Here is a 25,686-nt window from a genome sequence, read left to right as displayed (position 1 = left end):
AGTGGTTTCATTGCCCGAACGAGCAGGTTTTCTCGGTAAAAGGGAAAAGCAAAGTGGTTTCATTGCCCTGACGAGCAGGTTTTCCCGTTAAAAGGTAAAAGCAAAGTGGTTTCATTGCCCAAACGAGCAGGTTTTCTCGGTAAAAGGGAAAAGAAAAGTGGTTTCATTGCCCGAACGAGCAGGTTTTCCCGTTAAAAGGTAAAAGCAAAGTGGTTTCATTGCCCGAACGAGCAGGTTTTCTCGGTAAAAGGGAAAAGCAAAGTGGTTTCATTGCCCTGACGAGCAGGTTTTCCCGTTAAAAGGGAAAAGCAAAGTGGTTTCATTGCCCAAACGAGCAGGCTTTCCCGTTAAAAGGTAAAAGAAAAGTGGTTTCATTGCCCAAACGAGCAGGCTTTCCCGTTAAAAGGGAAAAGCAAAGTGGTTTCATTGCCCGAACGAGCAGGTTTTCTCGGTAAAAGGTAAAAGAAAAGTGGTTTCATTGCCCGAACGAGCAGGTTTTCCCGTTAAAAGGGAAAAGAAAAGTGGTTTCATTGCCCGAACGAGCAGGTTTTCCTGTTAAAAGGGAAAAGAAAAGTGGTTTCATTGCCCTGACGAGCAGGTTTTCCCGTTAAAAGGTAAAAGAAAAGTGGTTTCATTGCCCGAATGAGCAGGTTTTCTCGGTAAAAGGGAAAAGCAAAGTGGTTTCATTGCCCGAACGAGCAGGTTTTTCCGTTAAAAGGGAAAAGCAAAGTGGTTTCATTGCCCGAACAAGCTGATTTTACCGAAAAAGGGAATAGAAAAGTAGTTCTAAGTACCGCTCAAAAAATAAGTAAGAATATTAACACGGCAATTAGTATCTTTAAAACGCTGTCGACGATTCCAACTAATCGTCGAATGATGTGGAACTGGACCATGGAATTTTAAACCTAAAAACCAACGGTAGGCAATGTTCATTTTAATTTCTCTTTCAAGTTGTAATTCATAACGAATACCAAAAATATGATCCCGTGAACTTTATGAACAAAATGGCGGATATGTTTTTTATGCCTTTTAACTGTATAAACTATGAATTTTGCTGAAATTTTATAAAATTAAGAAAACGGTTACAAGGGGGAAATGAAATGTTAAAACTAAAGAGAATTTCAGCGGTTATGGTTGCAGGAGCTTTGGCACTCAGCTTGGGGGCTTGCAGCAGCAAAGAAACCGCAGGAAGCGGTAAAAAGGAAAGTACAGGCTATCCGACAAAAGCGATTTCAGTTGTCGCACCATCAGGAGCTGGGGGTGGATGGGATCTAACAGCCCGCTCCTTTACAAAAGTATTAAGTGAAACAAAGCTAGTGAATCAGCCTCTAACGGTTGAGAATAAGCCGGGCGGCGGCGGTGCCGTATTTATGGCCGAATATGCCACCCAGCAAGTGGAAAATAATGATATGCTGTTTGTCAACTCACCACCGATTATTATCAACAACCTGAAGAAGGAAGGAAACAGCCCATACGGCTACAAGAACACAACGCCGCTGGCACAGTTAACAAAAGATTATGGAGCTATCGTCGTTAAAAAAGATTCAAAATACAAAGATTTAAAATCAGTTTTGGAAGATGTAAAGAAGAATCCTAGCAAACTAACCTTTGCGGGTGGTTCTGCACCAGGTTCCATGGACCACTTGATTTCCATCCTTCCTGCTTACAAATACGGAGTTGACCCTACTAAAATCAAATATGTTTCCTATGATGGCGGCGGTGAAGCGATTACGGCACTGCTTGGCGGAAACGCAGACGTTATTGGAACCGATGCTTCAAGCGTTAAGGAATTTTTAAAGGCTGGTAAGATCCGAGTCCTTGCCGTTACCGCAGCAGAACGGTTATCCGGTGATTTTAAGGATGTTCCAACAGCTAAGGAACAAGGCGTAGACGCTGAATTTACGATTTGGCGCGGTGTGTTTGGTCCTGAAAAAATGTCAAGCGAAGCAAAAGCATATTGGGAAAAAACGATTGATAAACTAGTAAACACGCCTGAGTGGAAAACCGAAGTAGAAACACAAGGCTGGGAATTAGAATATAAAAACAGCGCAGATTTCAAGACGTTTTTAGATGAGCAAGAAAAACAAGTTCAACAATTATTAGAAGCATTGGGCATGCAGAAGTAATCAAAAAGGGAAGGAGCAAGCTTTCTCCTTCCCGCTTATTTTTTAGGTGAGGGGGATCCATAAAATGGATATTAAATTCGATCGGATTGCCGCTGTGTTATTTCTGGTTGTCGGAATACTGTTTATCGTCGGCAGTAGGCATATTGCAAGTTCTGCTTATGGAAGTGTCGTCGGACCGGACATTTTTCCGTTTATTCTCGGAATTGCGCTTGCATTATTAAGTATTCGTCTATTTTTTGAAACAATACGAGGCCAGAGATATAAATTCGGGAAAAAAGAAAAACTCGAATACAAGCCTTTTCTAATTATCTTTGCAGCCACTTTAATCTATATTTTAACGTTGGAAACGATTGGATATGTGATTACAACATTTATTTTCCTTTTGGTCTGTTTCCAGGCAATGGAACGCGGGAAAATGATTAAATCTATTATTATTTCAGCATGTTTTTCCGGAATTATTTATTTTTTATTCGTAGAAGTGTTAAAAGGTACACTGCCGGGATGGCCGGTGTGGTTTTAATTTTTAGAAAGGAGGCTTCTTGATGGGAACGATTGATTATTTATTGCATGGATTTGGGACAGCATTTATTTGGTATAATTTACTTTTTGCCTTTGTCGGTGTTTTAATCGGGACAGCTGTCGGCGTTTTGCCGGGGATTGGTCCGATGAGTGGAGTAGCACTTCTCATTCCTGTTACAGCATCTGTAACCGGCGGACTGCCGCCAGAGCAGGCAGCGACCAGTGCTATCATTTTGCTAGCAGGAGTCTATTACGGTGCTATGTATGGGGGATCGACCACTTCCATTCTATTAAATACCCCTGGAGAGTCCTCCTCTGTTGTCACAACACTTGACGGATATCAAATGGCGAAGAAAGGACGGGCAGGAAGTGCCTTGTCAATTGCCGCCATTGGATCCTTTATTGCCGGGATTGTTACCCTGATCGCCTTGATTGCCCTGGCGAAGCCATTATCAACCGTTGCACTAAAATTTGGTCCGGCAGAATATTTTTCACTCATGCTTTTAGGGTTAATGGCAGTTAGTGGCCTTGCAGGTAAATCGGTTACAAAAGCATTAATCATGACTGTGTGCGGTCTTTTATTAGGAACAATCGGAATCGACACGGTTTCCGGAATTTCTCGCTTTACCTTTGATATACCTTGGCTCTATCAGGGAATCGAGTTTTTAACGGTTGCCGTTGGGTTATTTGCAGTTGGAGAAGTATTCAAAACCATTTTGGAAAAAGAAGAAGAAGATACAGAGATGGCACGCATTAATAATTTGATTCCATCAAAAGAAGAATTAAAAGAGTCGGTAGGACCGATTGCCCGCGGTTCGATTCTTGGGTTCTTTGTTGGGATCCTTCCAGGTGCAGGTGCAACGCTAGCTTCCTTCTTTTCTTACATTCTTGAAAAAAAGATCTCTAAGAATCCTTCAAAATTTGGTACTGGAACGATTGCAGGGGTAGCTGCACCGGAATCGGCGAATAATGCTGCATCAGGCGGTGCAATGATTCCACTTTTAACATTAGGTATTCCGGGTTCGGGGACGACGGCAATTTTAATGGGAGCGCTGATGATGTATAATGTTCAGCCGGGTCCGCTCTTATTCGAGGATCATCCAAATGTTGCCTGGGGATTGATTGCCAGTATGTTTATTGGAAATGTCATGCTGTTAATCTTGAACCTGCCGCTTGTGAAAGTTTTTGCTAAAATTATTCAAACACCGAAGAAATATTTAATCCCTTTAATTATTGCAATCTCTATTTTTGGGGTCTATGCGGTTCAGGTTTCTACGAATGACTTGCTCCTATTGCTTGGATGTGGTGTGCTCGGATACTTTTTTAGTAAAAACGATTACCCAATTGCACCGCTTGTGCTAGGGCTTGTTTTAGGACCGATGATTGAAAATAATTTACGAAGAGCCTTAACCATTTCGAATGGGGATTATGGTGTCTTTTTCACTCGTCCGATTTCACTTGCTTTTCTTTTAATCGCGGTTCTATGGCTGGTGATTCCAACCTTAATGAAGATGAGAGGTAAGCAAGTCATTATTAATGTTGAGGGATAAAAATTTTTAAAATTTCAGAATAGAACAAAAAACTCCTTTTTTTAAGGGGTTTTTTTTTATAAGATAGGAATAGAGGTGTTTGCATGCGTTTACATACGAAATTAATGTTGGGAATGTTCGTTCTTATTATTGTGCTTGGGGTTATTTTAGAATTTACTTTTAAAAATATCATGGAGACCAATCTTAAGCACGATATGGGTACAAAAGCTGTGTCTGTTGCCCAAACCATTTCAAATATGCCAACCATTAAAGAGGCATTTGCAACCTCTGACCCGACCGCCATTATACAGCCCATCGCGGAAAAAATACGAAAACAGGTGGGTGCTGAATTTATTGTAATTGGGAACACCGACGAAATTCGCTATTCACATCCAAATCCGGACCGGCTTGGACAAAAAATGGTTGGGGGAGATAATGATGCTGTATTCAATGGGAAATCGGTTATTTCTGAATCGACTGGGACATTAGGTCCTTCCCTAAGGGGAAAAGCACCGATATTTAGCAATGGAAAAGTGATTGGCGTTGTCTCTGTTGGCTATCTGCAAAAAGATATCCATACGGAGGTCGTAAAAATTCAGCGGAAAATCTTTATTGCCACTTTGATTATATTACTAGGAGGATTACTTGCTGCGCTATTAATTTCTTTAAATATCAAAAGAGCGATATTTGGGTTGGAGCCAAAAGAAATCGCTTGGATGTATCAGGAAAAGCATGCCATCCTTGAGTCAATTCATGAGGGAATTATCGCGATTGATACCGTTGGAAGAATAACTGTCGTAAATGAGACAGCTCATAAAATTTTAAATGAGCCACTCGATGTTTTACTTCGAGGGAAAAAAATAGAAGAGGTCTTGGAAAATACCCACCTATTAGATGTCGTAAAAACAGGACAGGCTGAGTATGATCAGGAAATTATCATCCATGGTGACGTCTATTTAGCGAACCGCATACCGATTTTAGGTAAAAGGGGTGAGGTCATTGGAGCAGTTGCGAGTTTTCGAAACAAGTCTGAACTTGCTAATCTTCTCCAGGAATTATCCCATGTGAGGGCTTATGCAGAAGGACTAAGGGCACAGACGCATGAATACTCAAATAGACTTTATACGCTTCTCGGGTTGATCCAACTCGGTTCCTATAGAGAAGCGATTGATTTTATTTCGAAAGAAGTGGATATTGCTCAAGGGTTTATTCACTTTTTAATGAAGGAAATACCAGATCCGATTATTGCCGGATTCATATTAGGCAAGGTCAGCTTGGCCAGTGAATTGAAAATTAACTTTTCGATTGACAGAGAAAGTAGTTTCCAAGATGTTCCGGAAGAGATTAGCAGGGAAACCCTTGTGACGATTATTGGAAATCTGATCAATAATGCTTTTGATGCGGTGCGGGACAATGGGAAGGAAGAAAAGAACGTAACCTTGTTTTTAACCGACCTTGGGAAAGAACTGATTATCGAGGTTGAAGATAATGGAAAGGGAATATCATTAGCCGATCAGGAGCGGATTTTTCAAGCAGGCTTCACGACAAAGAATACAGCCAGCAATGCCGGGATTGGTCTAAGCCTGGTTCAAATGGCGATAAGTGACCTTGAGGGTTATGTTACTTTATCATCCGAAGAAGGCGGAGGGACGATTTTTACGGTAGCGATACCGAAAAGCAGGGGGGGTTTGAATGGTACAGAATCGCGATATCGAAGTGTTAATTATTGAGGATGATTTAAGGATTGCGGAGATTCAAAAGCGTTTTATTGAAAAAATAGAAGGTTTCCAAGCGGTGGGAATTGCTGCGAGTTACGAGGAGGCAAAAACTTTCATCGAACTGTTGCAGCCTGACTTGTTATTGCTTGATGTCTATTTTCCGGATATGAATGGGCTTGATTTACTGAAGGAGACAAAACAACAGGAGAAGCAAATGGATGTCATTATGATAACCGCAACAAAAGAAATTCATAAGGTACAAGAAGCCATTAGTATTGGTGTTTTCGATTATATGATTAAGCCTGTTATCTTTGAGCGATTTAAACAATCATTAGGACGCTATCAGGAATACCATCGAAAGCTGAATGAGTTTCGTGACGAAAATCTCCATGTCACCCAGCAGCAGGTGGATAAGCTGCTGCGAAAGGATTTAACCGGTGCAGCCTATGACAAACCTTATTTGCCAAAAGGAATCGACCCGTTGACATTGGAAAAAGTGCTCGAGGTTCTCGGGAAGGTCAACTATGGACTTACCGCAGAAGTCGTTGCCAAAGAAATTGGTGTGAGCAGGACCACGGCTAGGCGTTATCTAGAACACCTTATGTCAGAAGAAAAAATAGCCGCAGACCTTGCCTACGGGACCGTTGGGCGACCCGAACGAGTCTACATCGTTAAATAGATACGGTGCCTGACATCAAAGAAAGACAATTTATTCGTGTGTGGTGGACACTATTGTTCCACAAATCAAAAAAGGGACTCCTTGAAGTCCCTTTTTTGATTAGCTGGAAATTGTATTTGAATGAGAGGAGTTCATTTTTTCCGGTACACGCAAAAGGATGGCACCGCCAATCACAAATAAAATAATCAAGCTGAACACGCCGCTTTTTGTGTCTCCTGCTAGTTTACCCGTTACACCAACTAAGGTGGGCCCTAAGATGGCGGCGAATTTATAGAAGATATTATAGAATCCAAAAAATTCATTGGCATTTTCCTTCGGGACCAGTCTTGCAAAATAGGAGCGGCTTAAGGCCTGAATCCCCCCTTGAGAGGAGGCGACAAGCATGGCAAGAATCCAGAAGTCCAGTGTTGAATCTAGGAAGTAGGCATAGGAACAAATGACAATATAAACGAAAATCCCTACTAGAAGCATCTTTTTTGCTCTGTACTTTTCCGCAAGTTTCCCGTATAAAATCGAAAACGGACAGGCAACAATTTGCGTTGCAAATAGGATGATTAAAAGGTTATTTGAACTAATCCCGATATCAGTACCAAATACGGTTGACATGATAATGACCGTATCTACCCCATCAATATAGAAGAAATAAGCAAGGAGGAAAAGGAAAAGCGCACGATAGGATTTGATATGTTTAAACGTGCCGATCATTCGTTTAAAGCTATTGGTAATTGGATTTGGAACACGCTCGACGTAATAAACCTGTTCTACATTTTTCAGCATTGGTATCGTGAATAACCCCCACCATAGGGCCGTAATTGCAAAAGCCGCTTGACTGGCAATCGTAACGGAGAGGGGGATGATTCCTTTTGATGATAAAATAATCAGGGCGATACTCAAAATGAAGGGAATGGTACTGCCGATATACCCCATCGCAAACCCCCTCGCTGAAATTCGGTTCATCCGTTCCTCAGAGGTCACATCGACAAGAAAGGCATCGTAGAAAATATTCGCGCCGGCAAAACCGATCACTGTGAACATATAACAGATTAATAGAATCAGCCATTGTTGATGGGGAACAAATGCCAGCAGCAGGGTAAAAACAATCCCGAGTCCAAAGAAAAAGGTGAAAAACCGTTTCTTAAACCCTTTATAGTCACCTATTGTTCCTAATATCGGCGCACAAATGGAAATCAGGAGGGTGGCAATCGAATTGGCAATCCCCCAATAGGCAGTTGAATCGACTGCGGCAACGCCTGCATCATTGGCAACAGATTTAAAGTATAATGGGAAAATGGCCGTGGTAATCAGTAACGAATAGGCCGAGTTTGCCCAGTCATAAAAGACCCAGCTTTTTTCTTGCTTTGACAAACGTTTCATTTCATCTCCCCCTTGGACGGATTTTCTAATACGTCAAGATCTCCTCTAACACTCTCCCATCGGTGTTTCCTAAGTCAAGACCCAATAATCGTGCAAATGTCGGCCCTTCGTCCACAAGATGGGCGGAAGGGATCGCGGTATGTCGAATGCCTTTTCCAGCGGCCATAAAAATCGTTGTATAATCATCTTTTTCAGGAGAATAGCCATGCGTTGCCAGTGTGTATTTTTTATCGGCGGTTACATTCTTATGTGAGATGTTTTTTATATACTCTCCTTGAAAATCCTCTAAAAAGTAATATCCTTTCTTCGCTTCGACCATAAATGCGCACATTCCGTCTGCCCCTTTTGCCGCAGCTTGCTCGCCGCTGATTACAGCTTCAATCCCTGAGTCAGGATCTAGCAGCAGCGAGTCTAACAGCTGTTGAATTGCGTTTAAACCTTGTAAATCGTGTTTATCTTTTAGATAAATATATGCGGAGCCATCACAACTTTTACAATAGGCCCGCCAATTATTTATTTTGCCATTTGTGTTGATAGAAATGAGGTTTTGCCGCTGAAGCAGGACATTCAAATTGAGCGCTTTACATTCATCTAAGGCACTATGGTCCCCTAAAATGGCAATCGTTGAATTTTCATAGATGGAAGTATCTTTTAAGGCAGCAATGATTCGACCAAGACGTCTTTCATGACGGTAGATTGCGGCGACGGCTTCTGTGGATGAAAAGCCGTGAAAATGCCGTTGTGTATCCAAATCGGTAAAGTGGACCATTAATAGATGAGGTTTCTTTGTTTTAAGGGTATAAACGGCCGATTCAAGAACAAAATCATCCAGCTCCGGCTGATTTAACCCATTGCGGATATGGCCAAAGCGCTTATTTAAATCCCATTGATAACCGGGACTACCGCTTAAGAGGGAAAGCAAAACTTGATTTTGCCATGGCCGGTTCGTCCATATTTCCGGCATATTATAATCAATCTTTGCCTTTCCTGTTACCGGCCATAACAGGGCAGCCGTTGTTAGATTTGCTTTCTTCGCTTCATCGTAAAGAGTTGTACCTTGAATGGACCGGCGGTACCAATGCCAATCAGGGGAAAGACGCCCAGGTTGGAAAAGAGTATTATTGATAATACCGTGGCGAACAGGAAAGTTTCCCGTTACAATGGTTGCATGACATGGATAGGTAATTGAGGGATAAATGGTTTCAACCTGTGGGATAAGTGCTCCGTTCTTGAAGATGTTTTGAAAGTGGGGCAAAGTCTCAAGAATCGGAAAATCTAATGCGGATAGACAATCGAATGAAATCACGATTAAATGATCGGTAAGACGATTCATACACAGACCTCCGGTTAGATATTTCCAGTTTTCTTTTCATTGTACTATAGTGGAAAAGAAAAGAAAATTTCCTTAGGAATAATTTTATAATATTTTGAATTTTTTGTATACGTTCCAAAGGATTGTGGCAAGCATTTTGAAAAAACATGGTGTGATTATGCCGTCTAAGAAAAAAGATAACCCCAATTCTGATTGGGATTCAGGTTTGGGGTTATTTTAATAGATTTCAACTTGCTTTGGATTCTAGCGTCCTTTGTTTTACCTTATTGAGCTTCAGGTAAACTGGAATCCCGATGAGGGCAATAACGATTGAAGAAAAAGCATCAAGCGGTGCGCTGATTAAGGTGCTGCCGATAATATAAATGGACCCAAGGATTGCGATGATGGGTGTTATTGGGTATAAAGGTACTTTGTAAAGATTATGTTTACCATTTTCGCCTTTTCGCAGTAAAAAGACAGAGAAAAGGGACAGACCATAAAAGATGAATACGGCAAACATAGCAATGTCAGAAAGCCGGTCTGGATTTCCCATCAGCATCATTAAAATGGCGATGACCAGCTGGCTTAGGGTTGCTCCGACTGGTGTCTTATATTTTGGATGAATTCTTGACAAGGCTTTGGCGCCTGGCAGAAAGCCATCCTTTGCCATTGCAAATGGTATTCTTGGGAACGTTAAGATTTTTCCGTTTAAACAGCCGAAAATAGAAACAAGGATTCCAACAGCAATCAGCTTACCGCCCATACTTCCAAAAAGAAGGGTAGCTGCTTCCGTTGCTGCATTTGGTCCTAATTCGACAATTTTGCTGGCAGGCAAGACATGGAACATCGCAATATTAACGGTTAAATAGGCAACGATAACGATAAGTATCCCGGAAATGATGGCCCTTGGAAGTGTTTTAGCCGGGTTTTTCATTTCTCCGGCCATAAAGCCGACGTTCATCCAGCCGTCATAGGCAAAAAGGGTAGCGAGTACTGCTGCACCCATTCCGGCTCCATGGGATACGCCGCTTTCCATATGAAGGATATTCATGTCTCCTTGGGCGATACCGAAAACAGCAATTAGTACGATTGGAACCAGTTTACCGATCGTGGAAATGTTTTGAATCCAGCCGCCGTACTGTGTTCCTAATAGATTCATAATCCCTAAGAATAGGACGGAGACGATGCCGATTATTATTTTAGTATCTTGCGTGAATCCAAAAAAATTAGCAACAAGTGAACCAAAGTATAACCCAAGTGCACCCATGATGGCAGGTCCGTAGATGAGGGTTTGCACCCATCCGCATAAAAACCCCCAAAGCTTTCCGTAAACATCCTCGATATAAGCGTAAAGTCCGCCTGTTTTTGGAATTCTAACGCTTACTTCAGCAATCGTTAAACCGCTTGCAAGAGTGATAATCCCGCCAATAATCCAGGCCCAAAGTGCTGAGGTGGAATTGCCGGTAGCGGCGATTACCACACCGGGTTTCATAAAGATTCCTGATCCAATTACAGTACCAACTACTAACGATGTTGCCACAGCAAAACCGATATTTTTCTTTAACTGTACTTCACTTTTCATGGACGCCTCCTGTGTTTGAAAGGATTGTCTTCTTATCTCAAATTATAGCATGAATATTTTTTTGGAATAATTTTTAAAATATTTAAATTGTTCTAGGTATTCTTTATTTTTAATGTAAAAAAATTACTTTGTATTATAGGTTAGGATTATAATAAAGGAGAGAAAAATTTAAGGAGGGATTTACAATGGAAAGTTCGCGTTTTTCTGTTAATGGTTCATGGCAGGGGGACCGGAATGGTACCGGACATATTCGAGCTGCAGGTTTGGATATAGCGGCTTCTGTTCCAAAGGAATTTGATGGTCCCGGGATTGGGTCCAGTCCGGAAGAGTTGTTGATCGCAGCTTCAAATAATTGCTATATGATTACCTTGGCTGCGATGATAAGTAACCGAAAAATTGAGGGTGTCAGTTTCGAAGTAGTTTCCGAAGGCGTTGTTGATAAAATCGAAGGAAAACTGAAATTCAAACAGATTATTCATAAACCGGTTATTTACATAAGTCCAGATGCTGAAGTAACAGTAGAAAAATTAGAGGAGCTCGCAGTCCGCGCCGAAAAAGGGTGCTTCATCTCCAACACCCTTCGCTGCAGCATTGAATTTTCAGTACAACCAAAAGTAATCGTTAATTCAAAGTAACAGGCACTGTTCGTGGACAAACATGCTTAATACAGGTAATTATGATGGGAAAAATAGTATGATGTATATATTTCTTTCTGGATGCCTATAATGGAAAAAGTCTTTTACAAAACATCCAGAAAGAGGTTTCAGATGAATATTTGGTTTAATCGCTGGTTCACGACAGTTTCTCACTATATCGATATGATACGGGAAAATCCGGACCAGCGGAAGTTTATGGTTTATGGCACACATCCAAATAAGGATGCCCTTTATTTACAGAATTGTGATTTTGCGTTTGGTGAACCGGATGTTTCTGGTGAGGAATATATTCAGTTTTGTCTTGAGTTTTGTAAACAGCATAAAATTGATATTTTTATTCCTCGAAAAGAAAATGTGCTGATTTCACTAAGGCTTGGGTTATTTGAGGAGTTAGGTGTAAAGGTCCTAGTTTGTCCTGATGCTGAATTAATGGAGATCATGGATAATAAAGCTGCAGCATATCAATCCCTTACAGGGAGGGCAAAAAACGGAAAACCTTTAATTGCTATTCCTGATTATTGCGTTGTAAATTCAGTTGAATCTTTTAAACATGCATATGAACAACTGAGGAAAAAGGGGCATACCGTTTGTATCAAACCAGTAATAGGTGAGGGAGCAAATGGCTTTCGAGTGATTCGAGAGGAAAATGACACGATTGATCAGCTTTTTTATCATGGAATGGGGCGTCGAATTCCTTTTCATTATGCTTGTGAAATTTTGGGGCAAAGTGAGAGGTTTCCTGACTTAATGGTATTGGAGTTTTTAGAGGGGCCAGAATATAGCATTGATTGTTTAGCAACGGATGAAAAATTAATTGCTGCCATACCAAGGCTAAAAAGTTCCGGAAGAGTCCGAGAGCTTGTTGAACATTTTGAGCTTATTAAGATGGCTCATGCGTTTCATCAAGAGTATAAATTGCCGTTTGTGTTTAATATTCAGGTGAAATATAACAAGGGCGTGCCAAAATTGCTAGAAATCAATCCGAGAATGAGCGGAGGCATGCATTTTAGCTGTCTTTCAGGGATTAATATGCCATATCTTGCGATCAAAATCCTCCTAGGTGAGGAAATCGAGCTGATGAAGCCTAAATTTGGGATTAGGGCTAGCTATATTGAAAAAGAAATGATTATTGAATAGAAGGAAGAACCTACCATTCACTAGCGTGGTAGGTTTTTTAAATTTGGAACTCTGTTTTTCGTCAAAACTAGTCAAAACATCACAAAATAACACGCTAGTTTTAGTATTCTGATAATAATATAATGTGGTTAAAGGTTCGACCATTAGACGTTCCATTCTTAAATTTAGGTCCATTTCATTTTGGAGGGGAGGGATTTTTAGAGTGGATGATGATGAAAATAACAATCAGTTTGCAAGCGTTTTTAATAAAGTTCAACCCGTAAGAGGGTTTGAGGATGTTCTCACTCAAATCTATAATGCGATCTATAGCTACCAATTAAAAATAGGTGATCGACTTCCAAGTGAACGAGAAATGGCCAGTATGTTTGAAGTAAGCCGAACGACCATTCGAGAAGCGATAAGGGTTCTTGAGGCAGAACAGGTGGTAGAAGTTAAAAGAGGTGTTAACGGCGGAATTAGTATAATAGAACCAAAACCTGACCAACTGGGACGATCATTAGAAACCTTACTTCACTTCCGCGGGGCAAACTTTACAGAGCTTGCTGAATTTCGTACAGGTTTTGAAGGAAAAACAGCCTTTTTAGCAGCACAAAGAGCGACCCAACTCGAGACCAAGCAAATCACCCTCATTGCGAAAAACTTCAAGGAACTGTCAAGAGATCTTAATACCCCTTGGGAGCAATTAATCGATCTAGACCTTTCGTTGCATGAAGCAGTGGCGTATGCCTCAAAAAACCAAATTCATATTGCCATTATGCTTGGAATCCAAAGTATTTTACGAAAGACAGCATTAAGTTTGGAAAGCGGTAACGACCAAAAGTTTCGTGAAAAACAAGCGATAGAGCTAATAGAAATTGCACAAGCCATTCAAAACCGTGATGCGGACACGGCCAAAATAAAAATGGCAGAACACGTTGAGGGAAATATTACATCAAAATTAAACCAAAGTCCTAGCGATTTGATTTAGTGAAACTCTTCTACATTACCATTTCTGTTTATTAAAGGCTCTTTTCGTAAACTTTGTTGCTTTTGGAGCTTAATAAGGTTCATTTACTAAGTTTGTAGGCAATTTTCGCAAATATTCTTACGAAAAGATGCCACGAAGCATATAGTTATACGGGTTGATGAACTTATACGAAAAACAACAATCTATGCGAAAATAGCCTTATTAAAACATCTCGGATTCAACACCCTAATCAATCAGCAAAGGGGTTGTAAATATGTCTTCTAGAAAACTTCTTTTAAAACAAGGCCAGGTCTTGGTAGATGGACAATCCGAAGGACCGGTTTTAGCCACAAATGTCCCCCTAAGCTTTTGGGGTGGACTAAATCCAGCTACAGGGGAAATTATTGACCGACACCACCCGTTATCCAAGGAAGATGTAACAGGTAAGGTTTTTGTTTTACCGACAGGAAGAGGTTCCTGCACAGGTAGCGGGATCCTTCTTGAGGCAATTTTTTCTGAACATGCACCAGCAGCCATTTTACTGAGGCAGCTTGACGAAATCATTTCGCTCGGCTCTATCGTTGCCGATGAATTTTTGCAAAAATCCATCCCAATTATTGTCTTAACCCCCGAAGATTTTGAAGATGCCTTAAAAGCAAAATATGCTTTTATCGATAAAAATGGAAAAGTAGAAATACAAATCTAAACAGGCTCCAACTAGTGTATAGCACATGTTAACTAGCGCAAAGCCGTCTCCAACTAGCGGAAACCGTATGCTAACTAGCGTATAGCCGTCTCCAACTAGCGGATAGCAAGCTCTAACTGGCGGGTAGCGTCTCCCAACTATTGATAATGCCAGAAAAAATTCTGAATGGGGGTGGTTAAAGGTTAAAACATAGACTTAGATCATAATTGGCAGGTGTCTAAGATGCAGGTTGAATTGACGAAACAGGATCGAAGCATTCTCATTGGAAATGAAGGCAAAGCAATACAGTTAGCGATGAGGGTTATCGTCCGAATGGCGGAAATTCAAGGAGCGAAAAAGTTAATTGACATTGAGTGTGCCCATATTGATGGCTGCATTTATACTGGACCGGCAAGCCTTCATTTTGCAGAAACACTGGCTGAATTGGGCGGGAGGGTCACCGTTCCAACCACAATGAATGCCATTTCGATTGACCGAAAACGCTGGAAGGACCAGGGAGTCGAAGCCGAATGGGCCAATTCCGCTCAAAGGCTTGCCGATGCCTATCTCCGTATGGGAGCCAAGCCGACCTTTACCTGCGCACCATACTTGCTGCCAGAAAAACCGCAAAAAGGTATGGATATCGCTTGGGCAGAATCGAATGCAGTTGTCTATGCCAATAGTGTCCTAGGGGCAAAAACAAATCGGTATGGGGATTTGATGGATATCTGTGCGGCAATCACCGGTCGGGTTCCCTTAACAGGTCTTCATCTTGAGGAAAACAGAAAAGGTACCATTTTAATCGATGTCGGAGACGTTCAAGAGATTGATTCCTTTTTCTATCCTGTGTTTGGATACCTGGTTGGCCAGAAGGTAAATGGCGGAGTCCCCGTGATTGTAGGTCTTAACCATTCTCCCTCAGCCGATGATTTAAAGGCATTTGGCGCTGCCTGTGCTACAGCCGGTTCTGTGGGAATGTTTCATATTGTCGGGATTACACCTGAGGCGCCAACAGTAGAAAAAGCATTGGGCAATAAACCTCCAGCTTCCATACATAAAGTGTCAAAAGCAGAACTGCAGGAAGTGTGGGAGAAATTATCTTCCGGAGCGGAGGCAAAGGTTGATATGATCACACTTGGAAGTCCGCATTTTTCCTATGAGGAATGCGAGCATTTGGCAGAAATAATTGAAAGGGAAGCGGAACAAGCCCAGACCTTATCCGAAAAAACATCTCCTTTAAAAGTCCAGTCAGAATTCATCATCACGACCTCCCAATACGTTTACGAAAAAGCCCTCACCAATGGTATAGCCACAAGAATTGAAAACTTTGGAATTAAATTTTTGACCGATACTTGTTTATGTATGATTAACACCCCGGTGATTCCGGATTATTGTCAAACATTAATGACCAACTCGGCAAAATATGCTCATTATGCACCTGGTCTTGTGAATCGCAAGATTTATTTTAGTAGTTTAAAAGATTGCGTACGTTCTGCAATAGCAGGAAGACCAATCATTAGCCGACCGAAATGGCTTTACTAATTGATGAAACCGTTTTCAAAACTATTTTAGAAAAAGAAAGGGGAAATTTTGAATGAGTAAATGGGTTTCTCGCTTAGGATTACTAGTTATCGTCATGATGATGATTACCGCCTGTTCCTCGAATACTGGAGGCTCAGATTCCTCTGATGGCAAGGACAAAGGCGGCAATATATTAATTGGAACGTTAACCCCCATCACAGGTTCTAGTGCAAAAATGGGTGAAGATATGAACAATGCGATTCAGATGGCAGCGGATGAAATCAATGCAGCAGGGGGAATCAATGGGAAAAAAATCAAACTAGTAAACGAAGACGAAGGCTGTGATCCACAAATTGCTACTGCCGGTGCCAACAAACTGGTATCAGAGGATGTTGTAGCAGTTGTCGGCGGTTACTGCTCAGGAGCCGTTCTGCCGGCATCAGGCGTGATGAACCAAGCGGATATCCCTTGGATTTTAACAGCTGCTAACTCTGCAAAAATCCCGGAGCAAGGCTTCAAAGATATTTTTCTATTAAATAGTACGGCACCTGCACAGGCAAAATCTGCTGGAGAATATATGGTAAACAAATTAGGCGCTAAAAAAATCGCGATAATCAATGATAACTCTGCTTATGCAGTAGACTTAGCTGAAAGAACAAGAGATGAAGTAAAAGAGATGGGGGCAAAGGTCATCGCATTTGACGCAGTTAACCCGGAGGAAAAAGATTTTAACTCGCTCATGACGAAGCTAAAGGAACTTAAACCTGATGCTACCTATTGGACTGGATACTATAATGTCGGCGGACTTTTGGCAAAACAGTTCCATCAAGCAGGTGTTTCCGGTGCCTTTGGCGTAGGGGATGGCTCAAACGACCCAACCATTATTAAGATTGCCGGACCGGAAGCTGCAGAAGGTCTATTTGTAACGACCACTCCAACACCGCAATTCCAAGAAAGTGCAAAGGATTGGATTCCAAAATATAAAGAAAAATTTGGTGCAGATCCAGGACCATACTCTGCCATTTCTTATGATGGGATGAAAGTCATGGCGGATGCAATCAAACGTGCGGGTTCAACGGATAAGGATAAAATTATCAAGGCTCTTAGCGAGACGGATGGATTTGAAACTTTCAGCGGTCCATTGAAGTTTAAGGAAAATGGAGAAACTGCCACTTCTAACTTTGTGGTATTAATTGTTAAAAATGATCAAATGTCATTGGCACAATAGAAAAGCAGGGAGCTCCTGTTCGGTTTTTAGGCTAGACAGTTATTAAAGTTCAACGATTTAAAATCAGATTTAGGGGTGTCCCGGGTTCAAACGGGCCCCCCCAATGAAAGGGGGATCTAGATGGATATATTTATACAACAATGTATAAATGCGATCATCATTGGCTGTTTTTACAGCTTAATTGCTTTGGGCTATACGATGGTGTTCGGTGTCATTAGGCTTTTGAACTTTGCACATGGCGATATATTTATGGTAGGTTCTTTCGTCGGTTTCACCGTGTTATCTTTTTTGACTGGAATGCCTAGTTTACTAGGAGTAGGGTTAGCCCTTTTAATATCCATGATTGTGATCGGACTTTTTGGTGTATTAGTTGAAAGAATTGCCTATCGCCCTCTATTTAATGCACCATCAAGACTGGCAGTTTTAATTACAGCCGTTGGGGTCTCGTTATTTTTACAAAATGGGATCATGCTTACCTATGGTGCTAGCTTTCGTGTCTATCCTGTTCATCTATCAAATAAAGGGTTTCAAATCCTTGGAGCAAATCTGTCTTACATGCAATTGGGTATTATTATCTTCTCTATTTTCATGATGGTGGCATTACATATTTTTATTCACAAAACATTATACGGAAAAGCCATGCGATCGATTGCCATTGATTCGACGGCTACCTCCTTAATGGGGATTGCCGTTCACCGCATCATTGCGGTGACGTTCTTTATCGGTTCCTCACTTGCTGCCGCAGCAGGGGTGATGGACGGGGTTTATTATGGACAAATCAATTTCCTCATGGGGTTTATCATTGGTTTAAAAGCTTTCACAGCGGCGGTAATCGGCGGAATTGGCAGTGTCAAAGGAGCCATGCTGGGCGGATTGCTGCTAGGAATTGTTGAAACAGTCGGTACAGTTTATGTTGGAAGCGCCTGGAAGGATGTTTTTGCCTTTGGAATCTTGATTCTGTTACTCATCTTTAAACCAACGGGAATCCTTGGTGAGAATGAAGTGGAAAGGGTGTAGCATATGGACAAAGCGGTTCAAAAAAACTATTTGAAAATAGCAGCCCTTGGTGTATTCGTTCTCGTGATGGCATGCCTGCCCTTGATTTCAGACAACTATTGGATTGATGTTGCGCTGATGGCACTGATTTATATCATTCTTGCATTAGGTTTAAACATTGTCGTTGGTTTTTGCGGTCTGCTAGATTTAGGGTTTTCAGCATTCTTTGCCGTTGGCGCCTACACAACGGGAATTTTAATGACACAATACCATCTATCCTTTTGGATTGCGATTATTGCCTCTGCGATACTGTCCGCAATTGCAGGCGTGATTATCGGGGCGCCAACACTCCGCCTCAGAAGCGATTATCTAGCGATTGTCACATTAGGTTTTGGCGAAATCGTCCGGATCTCTGCAATTAATCTACATTTTACCGGCGGCGCAACCGGAATTTTTGGGATTCCCAAGCCATCAATTGGCTCCTTCCAATTAACAGGTCTGACAGGGGTTTACTATCTGGCGTTTATATCGGTTATTTTAATGATTTTTATTGTCAGAAGACTAGGGGACTCCCGCCTAGGCCGGGCCTGGCAATATATACGCGAGGATGAGGATGCAGCGGAAGCAATGGGAATCAACCGTTGGAAGACAAAACTATTAGCCTATATTTTTGGTGCGATCGTCGGCGGCTTTGGCGGTTCGATTTTTGCGGTAAAAATGACCGCGATTTCACCGCAGAGCTTTAGCTTTAACCAATCCGCAATGATTCTGTTAGCTGTTGTCCTAGGCGGACTAGGCAGAATTCCGGGAGTGGTTCTAGGGGCGGTGTTTGTCATCCTGCTTCCGGAAGTCATGCGTGATTTTTCTGATTGGCGCCTGCTGATCTTTGGCGGACTCCTGGTTGTCATGATGATTTTCCGTCCGGAAGGATTATGGCCTTCTGTAAAGGAAAAAGCATCGGCTTCGGTTGGAAAAGAAACGGAGGCGGATCACCATGTCGCTAGTTAGTATCGAAAATGTAACCTTGCAGTTCGGTGGCCTAAAGGCGGTTGATAATGTCAGTTTCACGATTGAAAAAGGCAAAATCATTGGTCTGGTTGGACCAAATGGGGCAGGAAAAACTTCGATGTTTAACATCATTACCGGGTTCTACAAACCTAGCAAAGGAAATATCATTTTTGATGGTAATAATATTGTCCGGAAAAAGCCAAGTAAAATCACTGAATTGGGTATGGCCCGAACCTTTCAGAATATCCGCCTTTTTCCTTCGTTGACGGTTCTTGAAAATGTGATGAGCGGGATGCATAGCAAAACAAAGCAGGGCTATCTTGGTGCTATTTTCCGTACACCAGCCCAAAGAAAAGAAGAAGAGTTAATTAGAGCCGTAGCAGAATCGGCAATGGAATTTGTCGGCGTCAGTAAGTATGCAAACCGCCATGCGAAAAACCTGCCATATGGGCTGCAGCGCAAGGTGGAAATTGCCAGAGCCCTTGCCTCACAGCCGAAGCTGTTGCTGCTTGATGAACCTGCTGCCGGACTGAACAAAGGTGAACGGGAAGAACTGATTAAGTTGATTCAACGAATTCATAAGGAATATGACCTGACGATTTTTATCATCGAACATGATATCGGCCTTGTTAGTAAATTAGCCGACTATGTAACGGTTTTGGATTATGGGAAAAAAATTGCCGATGGCAGCCCAGAAGAAGTCTTCCAAAATCAACTTGTGATCGAAGCCTATTTGGGAAAGGAGGACGACGAATGAGCACTCCCGTCCTAGAGTTGAAAAATGTAGACTCTTATTATGGAAAAATTCAGGCACTAGAACAGGTAAGTGCTTCCATTTATCCAGGAGAAATTGTGACGATGCTTGGCAGTAACGGTGCCGGAAAAAGCACCCTGCTGAAAACCATTTCTGGTCTCGTGAAAACCCAAAATGGTTCGATTATTTTTTTAGGGCAGGAAATCACGAAATTGCGTCCACATGAAATTGTTGAACTGGGAGTTGTCCATGTTCCGGAGGGCAGAAGGATTTTCGGCACAATGACCGTTCTTGAAAACCTCGAACTGGGCGGCTTTACCCAAAGAAAGAAAAAAAATCATATAAAGGATAATGTGGAAAATATTTTCGAGCTATTTCCGCGATTAAAAGAGCGGGCGAAACAAAAGGCAGGAACATTATCCGGTGGGGAACAGCAAATGCTGGCGATTGGCCGCGGATTGATGGTGGAGCCGAAGCTGTTAATGCTTGATGAACCGTCAATGGGGCTTGCGCCGATTATTGTCAAAGAAATTATGAAGATTATCCGCAATATTAACAAACAAGGGACACCGATTTTGCTGGTCGAACAGAATGTACGCGCAGCATTGAAGCTGGCGACTAGGGGTTATGTGCTGGAAACGGGCATATTGACGATGGAGGGCTCGGCAACGGATTTGCAAGAGGATAGTAAAGTGGTTAATGCCTATTTAGCTTAATATACAAATTTACGAAATTGAGAGGAGAATGCGGGATGGCAAAGTTTACAGGAGTTTATGTAGCGATTATTACCCCTTTTACGGAAGAATATCAGGTTGATTTTAAGCGGTTGGAAGAGCATGTGGATTGGCTGATTAAGGAAGGTGTGCACGGAATTATCCCGGCAGGGTCAGTTGGGGAATATGCTGCGCTGACTGCTGAGGAGCGGGCAAAGGTTATTGAAACCGTCATTGATGCGGCAAATGGCAGAGTGCCGGTTGTAGTCGGCACGGGTGCGCCGTCCACTGAACAGGCAGCGGGATGGGCACGTCATGCAAAGGCTGCTGGTGCGGCTGGAATTATGGCGCTGCCGCCGATTAACTATAATCCGACTGAAGCGGAAATTTTTGCTCATTACGAGGCATTATCGGATGTGGGCATTCCTATTATTGCCTACAACAATCCGCATGATTACAAGGTTGATTTAACTCCCGATTTATTGAAGAAGCTTTCGGCGATTGAAAATGTGGTTGCCGTAAAGGAATTCTCAGGAGATATCCGTCGTGTTCATGATATCTTATCGAAAACCGACTTAGAAGTCATGATCGGTGTAGATGATTTAGCGATGGAGGGTCCGATTGCCGGGGCAACTGGCTGGATTGCTGGATTCCCAAATGTTTTTCCGAGAGAAGGGGTACGGATATTTGAATTAGCTACCCAAGGCAGAGTAAAAGAAGCGTTGGAACTCTATCGGCCTTCACTGCCACTGTACCATTATGATGCAAAACCGCAGCTCGTCCAGGCGATTAAATATTCGATGGAGCTTGCTGGGAGACCGGTGGGACCAACTCGCCCGCCAAGAATGCCCCTTCCAGAGAGTGAACTTCAGAAAATTAAAGAGGCGTTCGAGCAGGCAGTCAGTGTGAAGGTGAAATAAATTTGGAGGATTTAGGGGGGAGGTTTTTGTTCCCCCTATATTCTATTGGGAAGTGTGGTGTTTGTTTTGGAGAAACCGAAAACAGTGGTCTGCCGCTGTGAAGAAGTTTATTTAGAGGATTTAATGGAAACGGCTCAGGTTCACGGGTGTTCCTCCAGGGAACTGAAACTCCGTACAAGGGCAGGAATGGGATATTGCGGCGGCCGGACCTGCCGCAATCTAATTGATAGAATTGTTGAAAAACAAACGGGGAAAGAGCGGCCGAACGATATTCCACTCGGCTATCAGCCGCCTGTTCGTCCGATCCAATTTTTTATGATTGGGAATGATTCTAATGGAAAAGAATAACCGCGTAGTCCAGCATCCTATATTAGGAGATTTAAAGATTAAAGGTCTTGTGAATTTTACGTTTAACGATCAGGGATATAGCGGATTGGAAGGAGAAACGATTGCAGCAGCGCTTCTAGCCAGCGGGGTTCGGACATTAAGATGTCAGGAGGAGACTGGTACACCGCGTGGAATCTATTGTAATATCGGTCATTGCTATGAATGCCGGGTCCAGGTTGACGGCGTGTTGGGTGTACGGGCATGTTTAACCCCAATTCAGACTGGAATGACCGTACGTTCAGGAGAAAAGCTGCCTACTCCATTTAAGAAAGAAGGCGATCCCTTGTGATGGATGTTCTTATTGTTGGAGCGGGACCAGCGGGTATTACGGCAGCGATTGTCTGCGCACGGGCAGGCTTACGTGTGAGAGTGGTCGATGAGTTTGTACGACCTGGCGGCAGGCTGCTTGGTCAGTTGCATGAAGAACCGGATGGTACCTGGTGGAATGGAATCGAAACGGCTGAACGTCTGATTTCGGAAGCTCGTGAATTAGGTGTGGAATTTGATATGGGGGTATCGGTCTATAACCTTAAACGGTCGGGGGATGTATGGAAGGTGTACACCACAAAGGAAACTATTAGATCCAAAGCATTGCTGCTGGCCACGGGTGCGGCAGAAACGGCGCTTCCGATTGCCGGCTGGACTCTCCCGGGGGTCATGACAATCGGTGCCGCCCAAGTAATGACGAATGTTCACCGGGTAAGACCGGGACAACGAGGTGTGATTGTTGGGGTTAACATTTTATCTACTGCAATTGCCCGGGAGTTGGTTTTAGCAGGGGTAGAAGTCGAATCAATGATGCTTCCGGTAAAAAATTTGATTACCGAAGATGCTGGTGATCCGGGGAAAGTCATGGATTCGCTTTTGCGTGTTGCTCATCTTGCCCCGTCCAAATTTCTTCGTTTTGGCAGCGGGATGATGAAATCGACGTCGATGAAACGGTTAGGATTGAAGTTTTATCCAAAAGGTGGTTTCCGTGTCTGGGGTATTCCCGTCAAGCTGCGGCAGGCTGTATTAGAAATTATCGGGACAGAGCAGGTCAAGGGCGTTCGTGTGGTCGATATCGATTTGAATGGAAATCCAGTTGAAGGTACAGAACGTTTGATTGAAGTGGATTTTGTCTGTATTGCCGGAGGCTTGTATCCACTTGTGGAATTGGCAGCGGTTGCCGGATGCTCTTTTCGCTATGTTGAAGAGCTCGGTGGGCATGTTCCGGTTCATAGTGAAAAAATGAAAACAGGTCTAAAGGGGCTATTTGTTGCCGGAAACATTACCGGAATTGAAAGTGCAAAAGTTGCCATGGCCCAGGGAGAGGTAGCAGGCTATTCCATTGCGGAGGAGTTACTAGGAACCCGCTCATTTGAGGAGCCTTTAAGGGCAGCCCTCGAGAAGGTTGAAACAAATAGGCAAAATGCCGTTATTCAATTCCACCCCGGGATTGAAAAAGGCAGAGAGCAGATGGAAATGGCTTTTAAGGTGTTGGAGGCGGAAACGGGAAATCAGTTATACGTGAAAAAGGGATAATTTTTTTCAAAAAGGACGCATCGCAAATAAAAGCTGAAATTACGCAGATAAATGGTCTAGGTACGCAGATAAAACCTGAAGGATCGCAGATAAAAGTCATTTTTGCGCAGATAAATATAAAAGTCTTTCAAAAGAGGGATAACTATGAAAACACATTCAGAGGTTGTAATCATTGGCGGCGGTGTCATCGGGGCTGCGATTGCCTACTATACTTCAAAACTTGGATTAGATGTGACGGTGATTGAAAAAAACGAATTAGCCAGCGGCACTTCCTCCCGTTGTGACGGCAATATTTTAGCCATCGACAAAGACCCCGGCTTTGATTCGGAAATGTCCTTACATAGTCAAAAATTGGTCCATGAATTAAGCAGTGAGCTGCCTTCTGAATTTGAGTACCGTGCACCGGGAAGCATTCTTGTCTGTGAAACGGAGGAAGAAATGCTGGCTGCTGAAAAATGGGTGGACCGCCAAAATAGAACGGGAGTGCCCATGCGCCTGCTCGACCGGGAGGATATCAGGCAGGATTCAGCCTATTTTGCCGATGATCTTTTAGGCGGATTGGAATGTCCCTCAGATTCAACGGTAAATCCGTACCTATTAACCTATGCATTATTTGAAGGTGCTCAAAAGTTAGGGGCAAGAATTGTGAAAAACACCGAAGTTCGAAGCGTAAAAAAAGTACTGGCAGATGATATTTTTCATGTTTCCACTTCAAATGGCGACTTCACGGCAAAAAAGGTCGTCAATGCCGGGGGCATTTGGGCACCCAAACTGGCTGAAATGGTTGGAGTAGATCTTCCTATCCAACCGCGTAAAGGTCATATCATTGTAGCCTCTCGCAATCTCCCAATTGGACTCAGAAAAGTAATGGAATTTGGTTATCTGCTGTCCAAATTCGGCGGGGAGAGGAAGGTAGACGCTGAAACCGAAAAATACGGGGTTGCTTTAGTGTTCGAACCAACTGTCAGTCAAAACTTTTTAATTGGAAGCAGCCGGCAATTTGTTGGTTTTAACACGAAAGTTGATATGGATGTCGTCCATTGCATTGCAAGGAGGGCCATTCGTTTTTATCCAAAACTAAAGGAAATGAATTTTATAAGGGCCTATGCGGGTCTACGCCCATGGACTCCCGATCATTTACCGGTGATTTCTCATGTAGAGGAAACCCCGGGTTACTATATTGCAGCCGGACATGAGGGAGACGGCATTAGTCTTGCGGCAGTAACCGGCAAACTGATTTCTGAAATGATTGAAGGGCGTGAAAAAACGATAATTCCTGTGGAACCGCTTCGGCATGATCGCTTTACGCCTTCCTATACCCTTGAATATTAGAAATGAGGTGGAATAGATGATATCGGCGAAAAAAATGTTTACTACGATTGACACACATACAGGCGGGAACCCAACACGCACGGTTACGAGTGGTATTCCAAAACTGACAGGTAATACCATGTCAGAAAAAATGCTGCAAATGAAAAATCAATATGACTGGATTCGCAAATTTTTAATGAACGAACCACGGGGACATGGCGTGATGTCGGGCGCATTATTAACCGACCCTTGTCATCCTGATGCGGATGTTGGCGTTATTTTTATCGAAACCGGCGGCTATTTACCGATGTGCGGCCATGACACGATTGGCGTTTGTACCGCGTTAATTGAATCGGGAATGGTGGATGCGACGGAGCCCATCACGTACATTACACTGGACACCCCTGCAGGCTTGGTCAAAACAGAAATTTTAGTTGAAAATGGCAAAGCTAAGCAAGTGACCTTTCGAAATATTGAATCGTTTTTATATCAGTCTATTAAAGTTGGGGTCGAGGGTTTTGGTGAAATCGATTGTGATATCGCGTACGGGGGCAATTTTTACGGGATTATTGATGCGCGAAAGTTGAATTTAGAGTTAGTCCCCTCAAATGCCACTGAGATTATTGAAAAAGCAATCGAAATTCGCAAAACAATCAATCGGCAGCATCAAATTGTTCATCCTGTATTTCCATTTATCAGCGGTCTGACCCACATAGAATTTTTTACCGATCCGGTCCATCCGGATGCCGATTTGAAAAATACGGTTGTCGTGCCGCCGGGTGGAATTGACCGCTCTCCATGCGGAACGGGGACTTCAGCAAAATTAGCTGTACTATTTAATAAAGGAGATTTGGCGATTGGTGAAGAATTTGTTCATGAAAGCATTGTCGGTTCATTATTTAAGGCCCGAATTTTGGAAACAGGTGAAGTCCAGGGCTGCCCGGCAGTCATTCCGGAAATAACGGGATCGGCATGGGTGATGGGTTTCCATACATTCCTTTATAACGAAGAAGATGAATTAAATGAAGGATTTTTATTAATTCCAGCGGAGGATCATTAAG

25 protein-coding genes and 1 pseudogene are annotated in these 25,686 nt (G+C 42.7%); 22 read left to right on the top strand and 4 right to left on the bottom strand.

From position 1 onward, the window contains the following. Positions 1-729: 729 nt before the first annotated feature. The gene (locus J2Y67_RS17945; protein WP_310176214.1) at positions 730-903 is read left to right on the top strand and encodes a hypothetical protein; all 174 of its coding nucleotides are present in this window, start codon (positions 730-732) and stop codon (positions 901-903) included. Here J2Y67_RS17945 and J2Y67_RS17940 read toward each other — a convergent pair. After that, a pseudogene (locus tag J2Y67_RS17940) lies at positions 832-981 on the bottom strand (transposase); the annotation flags it as partial. The gene J2Y67_RS17945 and the pseudogene J2Y67_RS17940 overlap by 72 nt on opposite strands. Positions 982-1,100: 119 nt before the next feature. Here J2Y67_RS17940 and J2Y67_RS17935 point away from each other — a divergent pair. The 5 genes from J2Y67_RS17935 (at position 1,101) to J2Y67_RS17915 (ending at position 6,571) form a co-directional block, all read left to right on the top strand. After that, the gene (locus tag J2Y67_RS17935) at positions 1,101-2,126 is read left to right on the top strand and encodes a Bug family tripartite tricarboxylate transporter substrate binding protein (RefSeq protein ID WP_310176213.1); all 1,026 of its coding nucleotides are present in this window, start codon (positions 1,101-1,103) and stop codon (positions 2,124-2,126) included. A gap of 64 nt (positions 2,127-2,190) precedes the next feature. Further along, positions 2,191-2,646, top strand: a complete 456-nt coding sequence (locus J2Y67_RS17930; protein WP_310176212.1) for a tripartite tricarboxylate transporter TctB family protein — start codon at positions 2,191-2,193, stop codon at positions 2,644-2,646. A 22-nt stretch (positions 2,647-2,668) separates the two neighbouring features. After that, complete coding sequence (locus J2Y67_RS17925; protein WP_310176211.1) at positions 2,669-4,195, top strand: tripartite tricarboxylate transporter permease; 1,527 nt, start codon at positions 2,669-2,671, stop codon at positions 4,193-4,195. A gap of 83 nt (positions 4,196-4,278) precedes the next feature. Beyond that, a complete protein-coding gene (locus J2Y67_RS17920; protein WP_310176210.1) occupies positions 4,279-5,904 on the top strand; it encodes a sensor histidine kinase in 1,626 nt (541 codons plus the stop codon). Beyond that, positions 5,867-6,571: a response regulator gene (locus J2Y67_RS17915; RefSeq protein WP_310176209.1), complete on the top strand. Its 705-nt coding sequence runs from the start codon at positions 5,867-5,869 to the stop codon at positions 6,569-6,571. The genes J2Y67_RS17920 and J2Y67_RS17915 overlap by 38 nt, the downstream gene beginning before the upstream one ends. A gap of 99 nt (positions 6,572-6,670) precedes the next feature. Here J2Y67_RS17915 and J2Y67_RS17910 read toward each other — a convergent pair whose 3' ends face one another. From J2Y67_RS17910 to J2Y67_RS17900, 3 genes are all read right to left on the bottom strand, one after another. After that, positions 6,671-7,945, bottom strand: a complete 1,275-nt coding sequence (locus tag J2Y67_RS17910; protein WP_310176208.1) for an MFS transporter — start codon at positions 7,943-7,945, stop codon at positions 6,671-6,673. Between the two features lie 25 nt (positions 7,946-7,970). Further along, positions 7,971-9,278 carry an alkaline phosphatase family protein gene (locus tag J2Y67_RS17905; protein WP_310176207.1) on the bottom strand — a complete coding sequence of 436 codons (1,308 nt, stop codon included), beginning with the start codon at positions 9,276-9,278 and terminating at the stop codon, positions 7,971-7,973. A 226-nt stretch (positions 9,279-9,504) separates the two neighbouring features. Beyond that, positions 9,505-10,839 (bottom strand): APC family permease, encoded by a 1,335-nt coding sequence (locus J2Y67_RS17900; RefSeq protein WP_310176206.1) that lies wholly within the window; start codon positions 10,837-10,839, stop codon positions 9,505-9,507. A gap of 185 nt (positions 10,840-11,024) precedes the next feature. Here J2Y67_RS17900 and J2Y67_RS17895 point away from each other — a divergent pair, with 185 nt between their 5' ends. The 16 genes from J2Y67_RS17895 to J2Y67_RS17820 all read left to right on the top strand — a co-directional run bounded on the left by J2Y67_RS17895 (position 11,025) and on the right by J2Y67_RS17820 (position 25,685). Beyond that, positions 11,025-11,474, top strand: coding sequence for an OsmC family protein (locus J2Y67_RS17895; RefSeq protein WP_310176205.1), 450 nt, complete (start codon positions 11,025-11,027; stop codon positions 11,472-11,474). A gap of 132 nt (positions 11,475-11,606) precedes the next feature. Continuing rightward, positions 11,607-12,632 carry an ATP-grasp domain-containing protein gene (locus J2Y67_RS17890; protein ID WP_310176204.1) on the top strand — a complete coding sequence of 342 codons (1,026 nt, stop codon included), beginning with the start codon at positions 11,607-11,609 and terminating at the stop codon, positions 12,630-12,632. A gap of 202 nt (positions 12,633-12,834) precedes the next feature. Beyond that, positions 12,835-13,599 carry a FadR/GntR family transcriptional regulator gene (locus J2Y67_RS17885; protein WP_310176203.1) on the top strand — a complete coding sequence of 255 codons (765 nt, stop codon included), beginning with the start codon at positions 12,835-12,837 and terminating at the stop codon, positions 13,597-13,599. A gap of 253 nt (positions 13,600-13,852) precedes the next feature. Beyond that, positions 13,853-14,284: an aconitase X swivel domain-containing protein gene (locus J2Y67_RS17880; protein WP_310176202.1), complete on the top strand. Its 432-nt coding sequence runs from the start codon at positions 13,853-13,855 to the stop codon at positions 14,282-14,284. A 222-nt stretch (positions 14,285-14,506) separates the two neighbouring features. Beyond that, positions 14,507-15,805, top strand: a complete 1,299-nt coding sequence (locus J2Y67_RS17875; protein WP_310176201.1) for an aconitase X catalytic domain-containing protein — start codon at positions 14,507-14,509, stop codon at positions 15,803-15,805. Positions 15,806-15,857: 52 nt separating this feature from the next. Continuing rightward, the gene (locus tag J2Y67_RS17870) at positions 15,858-17,012 is read left to right on the top strand and encodes a branched-chain amino acid ABC transporter substrate-binding protein (RefSeq protein ID WP_310176200.1); all 1,155 of its coding nucleotides are present in this window, start codon (positions 15,858-15,860) and stop codon (positions 17,010-17,012) included. A gap of 120 nt (positions 17,013-17,132) precedes the next feature. Beyond that, positions 17,133-18,029 carry a branched-chain amino acid ABC transporter permease gene (locus J2Y67_RS17865; RefSeq protein WP_310176199.1) on the top strand — a complete coding sequence of 299 codons (897 nt, stop codon included), beginning with the start codon at positions 17,133-17,135 and terminating at the stop codon, positions 18,027-18,029. Positions 18,030-18,032: 3 nt separating this feature from the next. Next, entirely contained in the window at positions 18,033-19,016 is a 984-nt protein-coding gene (locus J2Y67_RS17860) for a branched-chain amino acid ABC transporter permease (protein ID WP_310176198.1), read from the top strand. Continuing rightward, positions 19,003-19,773, top strand: a complete 771-nt coding sequence (locus tag J2Y67_RS17855) for an ABC transporter ATP-binding protein (RefSeq protein WP_310176197.1) — start codon at positions 19,003-19,005, stop codon at positions 19,771-19,773. The genes J2Y67_RS17860 and J2Y67_RS17855 overlap by 14 nt, the downstream gene beginning before the upstream one ends. After that, positions 19,770-20,486 carry an ABC transporter ATP-binding protein gene (locus J2Y67_RS17850; RefSeq protein ID WP_310176196.1) on the top strand — a complete coding sequence of 239 codons (717 nt, stop codon included), beginning with the start codon at positions 19,770-19,772 and terminating at the stop codon, positions 20,484-20,486. The genes J2Y67_RS17855 and J2Y67_RS17850 overlap by 4 nt, the downstream gene beginning before the upstream one ends. A gap of 35 nt (positions 20,487-20,521) precedes the next feature. Further along, positions 20,522-21,403, top strand: a complete 882-nt coding sequence (locus J2Y67_RS17845) for a dihydrodipicolinate synthase family protein (RefSeq protein ID WP_310176195.1) — start codon at positions 20,522-20,524, stop codon at positions 21,401-21,403. 66 nt (positions 21,404-21,469) lie between these two features. Next, positions 21,470-21,751 (top strand): (2Fe-2S)-binding protein, encoded by a 282-nt coding sequence (locus J2Y67_RS17840; protein ID WP_310176194.1) that lies wholly within the window; start codon positions 21,470-21,472, stop codon positions 21,749-21,751. After that, positions 21,738-22,079, top strand: coding sequence for a (2Fe-2S)-binding protein (locus tag J2Y67_RS17835; RefSeq protein WP_310176193.1), 342 nt, complete (start codon positions 21,738-21,740; stop codon positions 22,077-22,079). The genes J2Y67_RS17840 and J2Y67_RS17835 overlap by 14 nt, the downstream gene beginning before the upstream one ends. Further along, the gene (locus tag J2Y67_RS17830; RefSeq protein ID WP_310176192.1) at positions 22,076-23,314 is read left to right on the top strand and encodes an NAD(P)/FAD-dependent oxidoreductase; all 1,239 of its coding nucleotides are present in this window, start codon (positions 22,076-22,078) and stop codon (positions 23,312-23,314) included. The genes J2Y67_RS17835 and J2Y67_RS17830 overlap by 4 nt, the downstream gene beginning before the upstream one ends. Positions 23,315-23,458: 144 nt before the next feature. Next, entirely contained in the window at positions 23,459-24,646 is a 1,188-nt protein-coding gene (locus tag J2Y67_RS17825) for an NAD(P)/FAD-dependent oxidoreductase (protein WP_310176191.1), read from the top strand. A 19-nt stretch (positions 24,647-24,665) separates the two neighbouring features. Next, entirely contained in the window at positions 24,666-25,685 is a 1,020-nt protein-coding gene (locus tag J2Y67_RS17820) for a proline racemase family protein (protein WP_310176219.1), read from the top strand. Position 25,686 lies beyond the last annotated feature (1 nt).

The organism is Neobacillus niacini (genome assembly GCF_031456445.1).
Lineage (GTDB): Bacteria > Bacillota > Bacilli > Bacillales > Cytobacillaceae > Neobacillus > Neobacillus niacini_I.
This window is presented reverse-complemented; position numbering and strand designations above follow the sequence as displayed.